The 14,428-nt window shown below is 43.0% G+C and carries 15 protein-coding genes; 8 read left to right on the forward strand and 7 right to left on the reverse strand.

Annotation, left to right across the window (positions count from 1 at the left end; all coding sequences use genetic code 11):
• Positions 1 to 19: 19 nt before the first annotated feature.
• On the forward strand, positions 20 to 1,024 hold the full coding sequence (gene purM, locus ACSAZL_RS19915; RefSeq protein WP_440948914.1) for a phosphoribosylformylglycinamidine cyclo-ligase: 1,005 nt from the start codon (positions 20 to 22) through the stop codon (positions 1,022 to 1,024).
• 259 nt (positions 1,025 to 1,283) lie between these two features.
• On the opposite strand, the gene ACSAZL_RS19920 is transcribed toward purM, so the two are convergent.
• Both ACSAZL_RS19920 and ACSAZL_RS19925 read right to left on the reverse strand, forming a co-directional pair.
• Complete coding sequence (locus ACSAZL_RS19920) at positions 1,284 to 1,658, reverse strand: DUF1894 domain-containing protein (RefSeq protein WP_440946304.1); 375 nt, start codon at positions 1,656 to 1,658, stop codon at positions 1,284 to 1,286.
• On the reverse strand, positions 1,655 to 2,089 hold the full coding sequence (locus ACSAZL_RS19925; protein WP_440948915.1) for a DUF1890 domain-containing protein: 435 nt from the start codon (positions 2,087 to 2,089) through the stop codon (positions 1,655 to 1,657). The genes ACSAZL_RS19920 and ACSAZL_RS19925 overlap by 4 nt, the downstream gene beginning before the upstream one ends.
• A 519-nt stretch (positions 2,090 to 2,608) precedes the next feature.
• Between ACSAZL_RS19925 and ACSAZL_RS19930 the strand changes: the two genes are divergently transcribed.
• Both ACSAZL_RS19930 and ACSAZL_RS19935 read left to right on the forward strand, forming a co-directional pair.
• The gene (locus tag ACSAZL_RS19930; RefSeq protein ID WP_440946305.1) at positions 2,609 to 3,997 is read left to right on the forward strand and encodes a phytoene desaturase family protein; all 1,389 of its coding nucleotides are present in this window, start codon (positions 2,609 to 2,611) and stop codon (positions 3,995 to 3,997) included.
• A 255-nt stretch (positions 3,998 to 4,252) separates the two neighbouring features.
• Entirely contained in the window at positions 4,253 to 4,555 is a 303-nt protein-coding gene (locus ACSAZL_RS19935; RefSeq protein WP_440946306.1) for a DUF1894 domain-containing protein, read from the forward strand.
• Positions 4,556 to 4,693: 138 nt separating this feature from the next.
• On the opposite strand, the gene ACSAZL_RS19940 is transcribed toward ACSAZL_RS19935, so the two are convergent.
• The 5 genes from ACSAZL_RS19940 to ACSAZL_RS19960 form a co-directional block, all read right to left on the reverse strand.
• Complete coding sequence (locus ACSAZL_RS19940; protein ID WP_440946307.1) at positions 4,694 to 4,945, reverse strand: hypothetical protein; 252 nt, start codon at positions 4,943 to 4,945, stop codon at positions 4,694 to 4,696.
• Positions 4,921 to 5,487, reverse strand: a complete 567-nt coding sequence (locus ACSAZL_RS19945; RefSeq protein WP_440946308.1) for a hypothetical protein — start codon at positions 5,485 to 5,487, stop codon at positions 4,921 to 4,923. Before ACSAZL_RS19945 ends, ACSAZL_RS19940 begins: the two co-directional genes overlap by 25 nt.
• A gap of 47 nt (positions 5,488 to 5,534) precedes the next feature.
• Complete coding sequence (locus tag ACSAZL_RS19950; protein WP_440946309.1) at positions 5,535 to 6,665, reverse strand: hypothetical protein; 1,131 nt, start codon at positions 6,663 to 6,665, stop codon at positions 5,535 to 5,537.
• A gap of 287 nt (positions 6,666 to 6,952) precedes the next feature.
• Complete coding sequence (locus tag ACSAZL_RS19955; protein ID WP_440946310.1) at positions 6,953 to 8,035, reverse strand: hypothetical protein; 1,083 nt, start codon at positions 8,033 to 8,035, stop codon at positions 6,953 to 6,955.
• A 122-nt stretch (positions 8,036 to 8,157) separates the two neighbouring features.
• Positions 8,158 to 9,264 (reverse strand): hypothetical protein, encoded by a 1,107-nt coding sequence (locus ACSAZL_RS19960; RefSeq protein ID WP_440946311.1) that lies wholly within the window; start codon positions 9,262 to 9,264, stop codon positions 8,158 to 8,160.
• Between the two features lie 319 nt (positions 9,265 to 9,583).
• Here ACSAZL_RS19960 and ACSAZL_RS19965 point away from each other — a divergent pair, with 319 nt between their 5' ends.
• From ACSAZL_RS19965 to hisC, 5 genes are all read left to right on the forward strand, one after another.
• Positions 9,584 to 10,066: a PUA domain-containing protein gene (locus tag ACSAZL_RS19965; protein WP_440946312.1), complete on the forward strand. Its 483-nt coding sequence runs from the start codon at positions 9,584 to 9,586 to the stop codon at positions 10,064 to 10,066.
• Positions 10,067 to 10,423: 357 nt separating this feature from the next.
• Complete coding sequence (locus ACSAZL_RS19970; protein ID WP_440948916.1) at positions 10,424 to 11,536, forward strand: hypothetical protein; 1,113 nt, start codon at positions 10,424 to 10,426, stop codon at positions 11,534 to 11,536.
• A gap of 136 nt (positions 11,537 to 11,672) precedes the next feature.
• Positions 11,673 to 11,897, forward strand: a complete 225-nt coding sequence (locus ACSAZL_RS19975; RefSeq protein WP_440946313.1) for a hypothetical protein — start codon at positions 11,673 to 11,675, stop codon at positions 11,895 to 11,897.
• Between the two features lie 252 nt (positions 11,898 to 12,149).
• A complete protein-coding gene (locus ACSAZL_RS19980; protein WP_440946314.1) occupies positions 12,150 to 13,337 on the forward strand; it encodes an acetylornithine transaminase in 1,188 nt (395 codons plus the stop codon).
• Positions 13,318 to 14,418, forward strand: coding sequence for a histidinol-phosphate transaminase (gene hisC, locus ACSAZL_RS19985; RefSeq protein WP_440946315.1), 1,101 nt, complete (start codon positions 13,318 to 13,320; stop codon positions 14,416 to 14,418). The genes ACSAZL_RS19980 and hisC overlap by 20 nt, the downstream gene beginning before the upstream one ends.
• The last annotated feature ends 10 nt before the right edge of the window (positions 14,419 to 14,428 follow it).

Raw genomic sequence — 14,428 nt, forward strand, 5'->3', positions numbered from 1 at the left:
AGACAGGAAGGGTCAGAGAGTGAGCGAAAAGCACCTAACATATGCGGATTCGGGCGTGGATATCACAAAGGAAGAAAAAACAGTCAAAACCCTGATCGACAAACTGAGTTATGTTCGAAAGGGTATTGGAGCCCCCCTTACAGGAATAGGACACTATGCCGGGCTCCTGGACTTCGGAGAATATGCCCTTGCCATGACGACGGATGGGGTAGGGTCAAAAGTCCTGATTGCAAACGAGATGAAGCGCTGGAATACCGTGGGGATAGACTGTATCGCAATGAACGTTAACGACCTCCTTGCCATCGGGGCCGAACCCGTAGCCTTTGTGGACTACCTGGCCCTGGAAAAGCATGAAGAGGGCTTTGCAGCCCAGATAGGAGAAGGGCTACTAAAAGGAGCCGAAATCTCCAGGATGTCCATTGTAGGCGGGGAAACCGCAACCCTCCCTGATATCATCAAAGGTTTTGACCTTGCAGGCACCTGCCTCGGGTTTGTCAAAAAGGAGGATATCATTGAAGGAGGAAAGGTCCGGGTAGGCGATGTGCTTGTAGGCATCCCCAGCACAGGGGTCCACAGCAACGGCTACACTCTTGTAAGAAAGATAATCGAAGAATCAGGATACTCTTACCACGACCCCTGCCCCTATGACAGTTCAAAGATCATAGGAGACGAACTCCTTGAGCCCACCCGGATTTACATAGAAGTCCTTGATGTCCTTGAAGCGTGCGAAGTCCACGGGCTTGCCCACATAACAGGCAGCGGGCTATTGAAACTGAGAAGGGTAACGAAGCTTGGCTTTGACTTTTCCGATCCTATCGAGCCTCAGGAGATTTTCAAATTCCTGCAGAAAGAAGGCGGAGTCGAAGATCTTGAGATGTACAGAACCTTCAATATGGGCATGGGCTTTTTGATTATCCTGCCGGAAAAAGATGCCGCAAAAGCTGCAGAGCTTACAGGCGGAAAAATCGTGGGAAAAATCGTAGAAAGCGGGATCAGGGTTAAGGACCTGATAATAGAGGAATAAAAATAGGGGAATAAAAACCTAATAATAGAGTAAGAGTATAAAACTCAATTTTGAAAGACAACTTAGAGGAAAACTTAGAAGAAAACTTAGGGGAAAATCTTTTCTTCTAAACTCATTTCTTCTAAACTCATTTCTTCTAAACTCATTTCTTCTAATTCTTTTCCCCTAAAATCAATTTTCTTAACTCTTTTCTCCTAATTCTCTTCTCCTAAACACTATTTCCCGAACTTTTAAATGAAAATAAAGGAATTAAAAGAATTCATTTTTTCCACATATCCAGATAACTGCCAGAAGGCGCTTTCGGGCTCTCAGGAGGCTTGTTCTTCTTCAAAGAGGGTTTAACCTTTCCCTTCTCCGTCTCCCTGAGCCGGTCGATCTCTTTTGTGCTGTCCTCGCTATCTATGGTCAGGACAAAGGTTCCGTAGCAGGGCTTTGTATAGGTGAAAATCAGAGCATTGCCCTTAACCCCCATAGCAATGGGCGGCACTCCTATTATGTGGTAGTCCTTGAAGATCTTGTAGCCAGGGTCTACATAGTGGACTTCTTCTGCGTTTTTCTCGATGTACTCTCTGGCCTCTTTATAAGTCGTCTTTTCCAGGAGGATCTCGTACTTCATCTGCTCAATACAGCTCATACGGCTATCCCCTCCACAACTTTATCCAGCCTGTTCTTGAGACGGAGGGGGTTGTGAACATCCTTCGAGACGATCTTTTCACCATCGAATTCGATGGTTTCAGCCAGTTCATCGGCGTGTCTGCCAAAGACTATGGAGTAAAGCTTTGCCTGAGAAAGAGCACTCATGGTCGCTGCATAGGTCATTCCGGCATCGTTATGCATAAAGGCGAAGCAGATGTCGAAATCCGTTCTTTTCTCAATAATGTCCTCCATGGTTTTATCGAGATTCACCAGCTTTTTTGCATAATAGCCGTCGGAATCAGAGACCTTCAAAAGCCTGGTTGCAGCTTCTGTCCCTGCAACCGTTACATCGAATCCTAAGTTGGTCAGCTTGTGGGAAAGATACAGAGCAATGCTGGTTTGGATCGGGATCTCGGGACATCCCATCATTAGGAGCACTTTTGCACCGGTCATAATATTTCATCTCTGGATAATCTCTGGATAAACTGTAAGAATGGGATAGGTTAATCCTGAATTTCAACCTTTGCAGTTGACATTCGGTAGAAGCCTTTGAAAACGAGACAACGTCTTAGTTCAACCATCCCTATAGGTTTGAGTTTTAATCCCTCGAAGTTCTGGTTTTGATCATTCTAATGATAGAACCAATTGTGTATTAAACCTGTTGAGATCAGTCCTGAAAATGTTCAACCTTCCGGAATGAACCCTTGTCAAGATCAGTTTACCGGGTTCATGCCCGGTATGTCAACATTATATCCTTGTTTTATTGAAGGAATATACAGGTATAGACTATCACACCTTTACAGAACTTATTGGCCTCATAAAGAACATGAAAGAGGGCAAAAGTCTTCATAAGGCGATTGATACAGTGGGATTCATCGACTTCTATTCAGGTCATTACTCCTGCATAATAAAAAAATATTAATTAGTATTACATTATAAAGAAATATTATGGAGAATTATGATTCTATTGTAATAGGCGGTGGCGTCAGTGGCTTATTATCTGCCCTGGTATTGTCCAAGTCCGGGAAAAAAGTTCTTGTTTTAGAGAAAAACAGGAAGCTGGGAAATAATTGTAATAGCTATCTTGTTGATGGCTATCGGGTTGATACCGGGCCTCATGCCATTACTCAACTCCATAAAGGCGGGCCACTAAGATATTTAATGGAAAATTATTTTGACTATATTCCCGCTTTTGTTGATTACGGTGATTATTTTATACGCGATAAAGATGGCTTGAAGGAAGTGCCCACCACTCTTACGGGCTACCTTACAATGGATGTGTTGCCAAGAAAAGACCGCCTCATAATTGCGCAATCATTAACTAAAATGCTACTTTCATGGCAATTCGGAACTGACATATCTAATATTTCAGTTTATCAATCCCTGCCATGGAATGCACTTTCATCTGACACAAAAGAATTCATGGATACATTTAGTTATTTTTTATCTGGAAAATCTGCTAAAGAGACATCGGTTCAGAGGATGTTTGTCGGAGGTGGATTTATTGAAGAGGATATAGAGAAAGATATTATTCACGAAAATAGCGAACATCAGTATATTGATAAATTTAAAAGAATGTCTTATGTCAGTCGATTGTTAAATAATAACAAAGTAAATTATAATCAGTATTATCCGCGAAACGGTTTGAAAGCGATATTAAATGCCATTCTGTATTCTTTGCCAGAAACGGTGGAGATTAAAACTAATACTGCCGTAGAACAGATAATCACAGAAAACAACACTGCAAAAGGAGTCTTAACAAATGAAGACTCCTATTTTGCAGATACGATTATTTACTCAGCTTTTGCAAAAGATCTTCCTAAATATGTTACTGATTTACCTGCGTCTTGTATTTCGGATTTAAGCAGAATCAAACAGTCGAAGGCCTTAACAATATGGCTTGGTCTGGACGAAGAGTTTGAAGAATTCAACTACACAGGTGGGGAAGTGTGGTTTAAACAGAAACCTTTCTGGGCAATGCCGATAAGCAATTATAACAAGAGTTTTGCTCCTGCGGGCAAAAAGCTTGTAGGTTTTATGTTTTCCATAAATGAAAATAATTCATTAGAATCTGAAAAAATGGATGCGTACGAGACTATTTTGCGAGTTTATCCTGGCATAAACAAACATATAGATATGATTCATTATCAAATAACTGTTCCGGAAAAAGCTTCGGTTGCAATAGACGGTTTTATCGCAGAGACAGTTACTCCAGTAAAAAACCTGTATTTAGTTGGTACAGATGTGGACGAACGCAGCATGGGAATTACCAGAGCTGCTTATTCTATAGTGAAACTCATAACTGTTTTGAGAAAGGAACAAATTCTAGATCCATGAAATCTTATCTTCTATTTGTAAATTTTCAAAACATTATCGAGAAAAATTTTTCGAAAACGGTTTTGCGGAATATGAGACCTGGATTGAATAATAAGATTTACAGAATCCTCCGTTTCTCGTTTCAAAATGTTATCTCTATATATCATCCCCCCATAATTTTAATTTGTAGATTTACTTGCTGTCACTCGAAGCAGTGACAAACGTCAGAATCTTTATGGCTTACTCTAAAAGAAAAAAATCATAAAAGGTACAAAAATGGTATGTTTAAGCGAATTTGACTATGAGATCCTCCTGAAAAATGCAACCCCGAAAGAATGTGAAAACCTTATTAAAGAACATTCGGATGAAGTGTACCTGGTACCAGGAGGGTATAATATAAAAGGCATTTTCCTTCTGGGTACAGCTATCCCTGTTGGTTTCTCAGGAGATGCAATCCTATTTCAATTCATAAAACCCTGCTTCGGCCTCTTTGTACTAAGGATGAAAAATGAAGCAGAAGAAATCAAGAAACTTAGAGAGCAGTATAAAAAGGATAAAAATGTAAAGAAAATAAAATAAGGTCTGACAAAAGAGCTACCCTCTGTAGCCGTTTGTTTTCCCTTTAAAGTTTTCTTTATGTTTATTATCAAGTCCTTTTTACGCTGGTTTTTCTGTATTTCTTTAGTTTTTGGGTTAGATTTTTCAGGTTTTAATTTTTCAGGTTTTGGATTTATAAAGCGAATATTTTTGGCTTGAGATTTCACCTGTCAGATTTTCATTTGTCAGACTTTCATTTGTCAGACTTTCATTTGTCAGACTTTCATTTGTCAGACTTTCATTTGTCAGACTTTCATTTGTCAGACTTTCATTTGTCAGACTTTCATTTGTCAGACTTTCATTTGTCAGACTTTCATTTGTCAGACTTTCACCGTCAGATATTCTTGTCAGGCCTTCACTTTTCTCGTACATGCGGCCCTGCACTCAAAGAACCCGGCTGCGGGTAGTTCATGGATTGTGGTTGCGACAATCATGCCTTCTCCGATTCCTTTTGAGACCATAATGGGCCTACCTCTATCATCTTCAAGTACAACTTCGGCATCGGTTTCTGAAAAGTAGCCGTCACATCCTGCAGGGGGGACAATGTTTTCGATAAGTTTCTGAGCTTCATGCTCGCCCACAGGACGTGGTGTGCAGGAGTTTTCTTCCATTACGTATTTCAGGGAGAAAGGCAGCCACTCATACTCATATTCGGGGACAAGGGGACTGAAGACGAGCAGGGTTCCACCTTTTGCCACAAATCTTTCAAGGGAACGTTTGCCGCGTTCAAGCCCGACTCCTGTTTTTGTATACTGCTTATTTGCAAACCCGGTAGGCAGAATAAGAATTTTACAGGCGGGCAGATAAGGGGTACCAAGGGACGTCGAGAGCGCTCGGCTGCACTCGAGCCCGTATTCTACAAACAGTTTTTCAAAAAGAATAGGGCAGTCCCAGAACAGAATTACATCACTCATGAAAAGTGATAGGAAACTCCCGCATATGAAAGTATCTGACTAAAAACTCAGGGAGTGAAGGAAAGCTCGGACTCAGCACCTGCAAGTCCGGGTTCGGAGACGTGGCTGAGGCTCAGGTTTTTTCCGAATTCGAAAACAATCATATGGGGGCTGGAAGTGACTGTAAAAGGATGACCAATAGATTTGAAGATATTTGAGTAGTACTGTATAACGCGTTCACATACTTTTCTATCGGAGTAGTCGTGAATCAGTTTAACATATTCGCGGCCTTTCTCAGTACAGATTTCAATATCGGTTCCGATACTATCCGTAAGGTAAAGTTCCTTAAAAATCATTATGTGCTCGGCAAGGGTGAAAGTCTCCGGGGGTTTGCCTGAAAGCAATTCCAATTCTCTTCCCATGTCGTCAACCGAAGGAAGATCTCCTGAGACAAATGCTTCAAAAACTTTTTTGTTCATGCTGAGTCGCTGGTAGTTCTGCTGCCTGTAGGCCTTGATAAGATTCTTCCAGAACTCCGGCCTTTTCTGGATTTCCCGGAAAGTGCCTTCCATTGACCCGAAATGCTCTTCAAACCCTTTAGGGACTTTTTCATAATTGAGGAACTCGAATCGTTTAAAATAGATTTTAGTTGCATTTGACTTGCTGAACAGCCCCTGTACGTCCATTTTCATCTGCTTCGCCAGATAGAGGGCAAGGCTCTGGGCAACTATTCCCCTGAAACAGGGATTGCCGTTCGAAAGGGTCAGGATCAAAGTTTCAGGTTCCGGTTCGGCATATTCGGCATCAACTTTAATTTTCCAGCCCATCCTATCATTCAGGGCGTTTACATAACTAACAAAATTAGGAATTTTCTTGATAGTATAAGGGTTTATTAACTCGTATACAGTCGCTTCTTCAAGAAGCAGGCCTGAGGTTTTTTTGATAAACCATTCAAGCATGGTATGATGGATTAGCAGAAACTCATCATCTTCAACCATTTTGTTACGTAACTCGACAGTTTTCAAAGCGCTACTTGCACCTTTTTCTCCCTTCTCATTCTTTTTCTCATCAAGAGCCTGGGAGGCGGTTTCGATAGAATCTCTTATCGCCGCACTTAAGTTTCCATTATTTTTGTCCAGAAAGGGCTTTAATTTATCAATATAGCATTGATCGATCGAAATATTTTTACGGACTATCAAGCAGAGTTCCTCTTATCCCTTTTTGGAAGCACAGGAAATTCGAACTTTCCTCGGCCCTGTACTTTACCATTTTTATAAACCAGTAATAGATTGTATCTCCTACTTATTAATTTTTTTGCTAGAGGGTAAAAAGGAAAGTTTATATTAAAGGATAAGGAGCTCAGGAAGAAAAAGACAGGAAAACAATAGCATATAAGAGAGTAAGAGAATAGATTGAAAGTTTCACTTAAGCGAGTACTTTATCTAATTTCTTTACAGAGTTCAGGGCATGAGAAGGAAGAGAAATTTCAATGTTTGTAACTACTTGAAGAATAGACAGAACAGGGTTCTTTAAACTCAAGGATAATAAGATTTGATACGGTCCTTGCCTCAAATGCATGCCCTGCTGCCATGAATAATTTTGAAAAAAGAGCTATAAGTCTTTCAATGGCAATTTCATCGGAAAATTGATGTCGAATTTTGATGTGTATCTTGCCCCTCTCAACCGTCCTTTCAACATCAGTTGCAAGCTGGGTAACAAAAATTAATTTTTTGGAAATAGCAAACAGTTCGTAAAGCGGAATTTCCTGGATAGGCTTGCCTGCAGAAGCCTCAAAAAAGCTTGTAACATCAGGAATCTCCCCTGAAAGAAATGCTTCAAAGACATCCTTGTTAAGGTTTACCCGCTGATACCTCTGCAACCTGTACCTCTCCACCAGGGAAGTCCAGAATTCCGGCTTGCTTCGGATTTCCTTAAAAGTATAGTCAAGAGTCCCGAAGTTCTTTCTAATCCCCGGAGGAACCTCCATATCAGATCTGTGTTCCTTAAGAAAGATACGGATCGAGTTGGATTTCCGGTGGACAAAGGAAACATCAAGGTTGAGATAGCGACCAAGGAAGATAGAGATTGCCTCAGCAAGATAGGCTCTTAAACTGGGGTCCCCTTTTTCAAGCAATATTACCTCGGTTTTATCCTCCTGCCAGGTGTTGATAGAAACTTTAATTCCCCAGCCCATATTCCGACTACGTGTATTGAGATACTCCAGGAGATCCGGAGCAGTCTTTATCTGATAAGGATTGAAAAGTTCACTTACAAGCTCGTCATCTACCAGTATCCCATCGGTATTTTCAATCAACCATCGGAATGAAAGCTGACTGATCAATATACATTCTCCGCTCTCGATCAGGCTGTTGCGGATCTCAGGATACTTTGTTGAGCCTTCCGTAAAATATTCCAGAGCATCTTCTACGGACTCATGACCCCGAAGGGCAGCGTCTGCGAGTTCTATTGCATCCCTTATTGCAGCACTCAGATTCCCGTTATTCTTGTCCAGAAAGGGCTGCAGTTTCTGAAGGTACTCATCTTCCATAGAAACGTTTTTGCGAATCAAAGCTTATCCCTGCTTTATAAAGAGTGTTTTTTCGACAAACGTCCTGGCAATGCAGACATACCACGAACTTAAAGACTACAGACAAGTTTACAAGATCGATATATATAATAAAAGTTGTTATTTTATTCCAGATCCAGACCGGAAGAAACTTTTACAGCGTCCCGTTCCGAAGTATCAGGAAGAGAAAAATCGAATATTATGAGTTCAGAGACGTAGTTCACACTGAAACTATGCCAGCCCGCATTAAATACATTGGAAAACAGCTGGATCAGGGTTAAAATCACGCTCTCTTCAGAATAATCATGCCGGATTTTTATCTGCTCCTTTCCCTTCTCAGTATATATTTCCACATCGTTTACCAGCTGGGAGGCAACTACCAGGTATTTAAAGAGCGGAAGCAGTTCCGAAAGAGGGATTTCACGGAGGGAACGGTCGGCTTTAAGCTCAAAATATTTTGTTATGTCAGGAAGCTTTCCAGCCACCAGGGCTTCAAAAAGGTTCTTGTCCAGATTTACCCTCTGGTAATTGAACTTTTGATAAAGTTCTGCAAGGGTTACCCAAAAATCGGGTTTTCGTTCGATTTCCCTGTACAGGAGGTCCTTAGCCCCGAAATGTTTCCTGACGCCGGTGCTTATATCCTGGGTGTCGTGCCGGATAAAATGCCTCAGGTATACGGTAATTGAATTGGACTTCCGGTGAAGGGCCTCTACATCCAGGTCCATCCAGCGAGAAAGAAAAATGCAGACAGCTTCTACGAGAAGCTCACGAAAATCCCTGTCTCCGCCAACGAAATCCATAGTAAAAGATTCGGGTTCGACTTCTCCCCTGAAAGAACAGGAGACGTCTATTTTCCAGCCTGCGGTTTTACTGCTGCGGTTGAGGAACTCCTTTAACCTTGAAACTGTAGTGAGGAGATAAGGATTGAGTAGTTCGTGAACAACATCCTCGTCCATAAGTCTACCAGCACTGTTTTTCACAAGCCATTTCATAGTCTCCTGGCTTATCATTATACATTCGCCACTCTGAATAAGCTGCTCCCTTACCTCAGAAGATTTACTATTTTTCAGATCCCCAGCTGTTTCCTCAGGGGTTCGGGGGCTTTCAGGGTCAGGGCTGACACGGTCGATAACTTCACGTATAGCTGCACTCAAATTCCCTCCATTTTTTTCCAGCAGAGGCTGGAGTTTCTGGAGGTGAGCCTCATCTAAAGAAACGTTTTTGCGAATCAACAAAATCCTCGAATTCTCTTTTTTAAGTTGAAGCTACTCTGGAGAAATTTCCATCTGCAGAATTAAGTATCTGAGGGGTCGTGAGATTTGGATTCAGATCCCTTTCAAATCAGGAAAATTACTTTTTAATTTACATTATTATGAAATTTCTACTTCCAGACAGTTATTGTTAGATTGTTAGAAAATGTACAAAATATAAATAATTTATTATTTCATCAGAGAAATATAAATTTGTCCCATCTTAATTATTTATTTTTTTAAGTCTTTTGGAGTCTAATGACCGGAACGGCTTTAAGGTCTGCATATATTATTTAGCCTCATGAACGGCGATGTAGAAAGACTTTCGAGGGTCCGTATGATTGCGGATTACCAGTTCGGGAAGGGTACGGGAGAGGAACTTTTCCCTGACGGATCAACGTTCCAGTTATCCCGGACAAAAAGAGTACGCCAGGTCTTTTCCTCAGGCAAGAGAATTGCAACAGCCAGAGCAAAGGATGGTTTTTTCACGCTAAGTATTGAAGGAGCTGCCGTAGTCCACAGGCTTCTTCCCGGAAAAAGGCTCAGGGTAGTTGTTTCGAAAGACGCTGCTCCTTTTGTTGAGGCAGGCAAAACAGCTTTTGCAAAGCATGTAATTGAGATTGACAATGAACTCCGCGCAGGAGAGGAAGTGCTTGTTACAGATGAAGCAGACAGGCTGCTTGCGACAGGGCAGTTGCTCTTATCCCCTGCAGAGATCCTGGCTCTTGACAGCGGTGCAGCTGTAGATGTACGGACAGGAATTGCTTCGAAAAAAGAGGAATAAACCTTTCAGGTCCGGAAAGGCAGCCAGCAAACCATAAAATCTAGATTCAAGAAAATCTTAACTTAAGAAAAGAAAAATGAATTTTAAATCTGATACAGGAAGGCAAAAGGTATTTTACTTTTTACGCAAATTTTCATATAGCTGGATATAATATCTAAAAGGCTATTCTTACTGCTCAAAAATGCCAGGCTGAACGGAAAAAATGGATAAGAATATATCGTAGATAGTTATTTTTGAATGAATACTACTCGCAAAATAAATAATTGTATTTTCAGCCCTGCGGTTTTAAAAGCAAAACTCGTACCAGATTGTAAAAAACAGTTCCCGGAGAGTGAAAGCATCCCAGAGCAAGAGCAAATCCTAAAACACCTTCTGGTTCCCGATAATACCAGAATAGACACAAACAGGATTGTAGTTGAGGGAGACATTATTGTCGGCAACCACTCCATCATCCAGTACGGCATATCCGGGGATATGGTCATTATGGGAGAAGGAGTAGCCGTTTCCGGAGATGTGGTAGCTTGCTCTGATGCCAGGATTGACATGTGGTCAAAAATGGGGAGCAATGTGGAAGTCGGTAAAAACGCCTATCTGGGAGAATTCGTTAGCATTGAGGGGAAACTGACCGTAGAAGGGGACCTGGACGTAGGCAAGGAAGTCAAAATAAAAGGCGGGTTTGTAGCCAAAGGCTGGATCGTCGTCAGGAACCCGGTTCCTGTAATCATGTTTTTGTTCCTGTACATCAGGGAAATGATGCGCCTTGGAAGGGGAGAGGAAATCGAAAAAGCCCTTGAAGAGCTTTTTGACGACTCCGAAGAGGACCGGGAATCCGAAGGGAAGGAACCCGCCGAAAAAGTACTTATCATACCCACAGGCACAAAAATCGCTCCTGAAGCCATTGAAGTTGGTGGGGATGCTGTTATCGGAAATAACTGTTATCTGATAGGAAACCTGAAGGCACAATCTGTCGAAACCGGAAAAACCCTGATCCTGAAGGGGAGCCTTTATTCCGAAGGAAAGATCAGCATAGGAGAAAACAGCACTATCTATGGGAATCTATCTTCAAAAGGACAGGTAAATATTGGCCGGAACACCAGGGTTTTCGGTGGAATAAAAGCTGAGTCCGTCTTACTGTATGAAAACGCAAGGGTAGACGGCACCATAAAAGCGCCTTCAGGAGTTTCTTTCTTAAGGGACGCTGCAGAAAAGCCGGTTCTTGCAGAAGTTAATGCTTTGGGGAAAGTGATTCCAAGAGAAGTCAGGGAACCCGTACCCCAGGATGGGCTTCTTAAAGCTCTGGACATAATTGAGATTGACTCGCTCATTAAAACCAGTGCAAAAGCTAAAAACGGCTTTGTACCTGGCAGGGAAGGGATGTCTGCCAGGACCGTGGCTTTAGGGAGGACCCGGCGCATCGGCGGAGTGAGAAGATTGAGAAGAAGACACGAAGCCGGAGAGCATCAGAGCTGATCATAATCCCGGCTTAAGTCCGAAGCTCCTGAAACCAGAATCTTCCGCCCGGAATTTATCAAGACAGACTGCTCCTGAAATATCGAGTCTTCTGTGAATCCTGATTTTGTCCTTATGCAGGAAAATTCCATAGAATATGGAAAATAATGCAGAAAATTTCTTTTTTTCAGAGAAAGGGCAGCAAATAGTCAGGAATGTTCCCAGGAAAGTAGTTCTCAAGGGATCGGTTTTCAGGGAAGCAGGGAATTACCTGGTTTCTGGCGATGGTAGAGAAAAGCTTAAACTGAGAAGTCCATTAATCAGGAAATTATTAAATTCAGGGATACAGTCCGTAGAAACCGGCAGTCCATTAAGAGAATAAATACATTAGGAGAATGAACACAGTTGAAAAAATACAACTGAAACTAAATGAAATTGAAAAGAAATACACTTGGAACTAAATATAACTGAAACTGAATATAACTGAAACTGAATATAACTGAAACTGAATATAACTGAAACTGAATATAACTGAAACTGAATGCAGCTTGAACACTAATTAAAATTCAAGAAAAATTACAATATTAACCTTTAAAATAAACTTATGATCACAAATTCAAGGAAAGGAATTCACTTGACAGAAAACATTATTGAATCCGGGGACCCGCAGGCAAGGTACGATTCCGTTATAGAAAAAGACTCAGAGTATGTGATGCAGACCTACGGGCACCAGCCTCTTGTGCTTTCAAAGGGTAAGGGAGCGGTTGTCCAGGATATCTACGGGAAAGAATATATCGACTGCGTTGCAGGCATCGCGGTAAACAATGTAGGTCACTGCCACCCGACAGTTGTTAAAGCAATCCAGGCACAGGCAGAGAACCTGATTCACGTTTCCAATCTCTATTATACCGAAATCCAGGCAGAATTTGCTGAGACCCTTGCCTCAATTACAGGCATGGAGCGCGTCTTTTTCTGCAACTCGGGAGCCGAAGCCGTAGAGGCTGCAATGAAACTGGCTCGCCTGGTTACCGGAAAAAGTGCCTTTGTAGCAGCCGAACACTCCTTCCACGGGAGGACTATTGGAGCCCTCAGCGTGACCCACAAAAGCATGTACAGGGACCCTTTCATGCCGCCGGTAAGCTCCGAAACCTCCTTTGTCCCATATTCCGACGCCGATGCTATCAGGCAGGCAATTTCAGAAAACACTGCAGCAGTAATCCTTGAGCCCATTCAGGGGGAAGGCGGGGTAAACATACCGGATCCCGGATACTTAAAAGAAGTAAGGGAGATCTGTGATGAGACCGGCACCCTCCTTATCTTTGATGAAGTGCAAACCGGCTTTGGAAGGACAGGCACCTGGTTCTGCAAAGAGCAATTCGGGGTTGAACCTGACATCATGAGCATGGCAAAAGCAATAGGAGGAGGTTTCCCCATGGGCGCCATTGCGGCCCGCAGCGGGATCAGTTTCGGGCGCGGACAGCATGCTTCCACCTTCGGTGGCGGGCCCCTTGCCTGTGCAGCCGCACTTGCTTCGATAAAGGCGATAAAGGAAGAAAAGCTTCTGGAGCGCTCAAAGGAAATGGGAGCTTATTTCAAAGAAAGGCTTGCCGGCATGAAGAGGGACGACGTTGTGGAAATCCGCGGGAAAGGGCTTATGATAGGAGTTGAAATTAAGTACCCCTGCGGCAAATTTGTTGACTTTGCAAGGGAACAGGGTGTGCTCGTAAACTGCACCTCGGACTCGGTACTCCGCCTTGTCCCTCCACTTGTGATTACAAAAGAGCAGATCGATACGGTAGTTGATGTTCTTGAGCAGGCCTGAACTGATAAAAAAAGAAATCTTTGATATCGCAGAGTACGTTCCCGGAAAATCCATAGAAGAGATAGCTTCCGCTTACGGGCTTGACCCGACATCGATTATCAAACTCGGTTCAAACGAAAATCCCCTTGGGCCCTCCCCCAAAGCTGTCCGGGCTCTCGTAGAGGCAGCTCCCGGAGCAAATATCTACCCCTCAGCCGATGCATGGGAATTAAGAGAAGCCCTCTCGAAATACACCGGATTTCCGGTATCGAACATCGTCGCCTCCGGCCCCGGAATGGACGGGCTGCTTGACGGACTTTGCAGGATAATCATTGAAAAGGGAGATGAGGTTATTGTCCCCACCCCGACCTTTTCTTATTACGAACTGCCTGCCAGAGCCTGCGGGGGGAAACCGGTTTTTGTCAGGCGGAACCCCGACTTTTCCCTGGACCCTGAAAAGATCCTTGAAGCCGTCTCGCCCAGGACAAAGATCATCTTCCTCTGCTCCCCAAACAATCCTTCAGGCAACCTCCTTCCCGAAGCCGACCTGAGGAAAATCGTAGAAAATACCCGTTCCCTTGTGTTTGTGGACGAAGCATATGTTGAATTTGCGGACAGGAACCTCGCATGGCTTGTAAGGGAATATGACAACCTTGCGGTTGGGAGGACTTTCTCCAAGGTCTTCGGGCTTGCAGGCCTGCGCCTGGGATATGGGATATTGCCGGAATGGCTCGTAAAAGAGTATTCAAGGGCAGCCACCCCTTTTTCGGTAAGCCTCCCGGCTTTAAAGGCAGGAGTAGCCGCACTTTCGGATGCCGACCACCTGAATAAAAGCATAAATCTTGCAAGAGAAGGCAGGGAAAAAATGAGGAAAAACATCCCGTTCACGGTTTATCCTTCACAGGCAAATTTCGTGCTCGTAGATGTTGCCCCCCTGAAAGCAAAAAAGGTCTCAGAAAGCCTTATGAAAAAAGGAATAATCGTGCGCCCCTGCGATTCATTCAGGGAAGCCGGAGATTCCCTTATCAGGGTAACAGTCGGGACCCCCGAACAGAATGAAAAGGTAGTCAGGGCTTTTGAAATTGCAAAAACAGAGGTTTAAAAACCTCTGG

The sequence above is a fragment of the Methanosarcina mangrovi genome, assembly GCF_052057765.1.
GTDB lineage: Archaea > Halobacteriota > Methanosarcinia > Methanosarcinales > Methanosarcinaceae > Methanosarcina.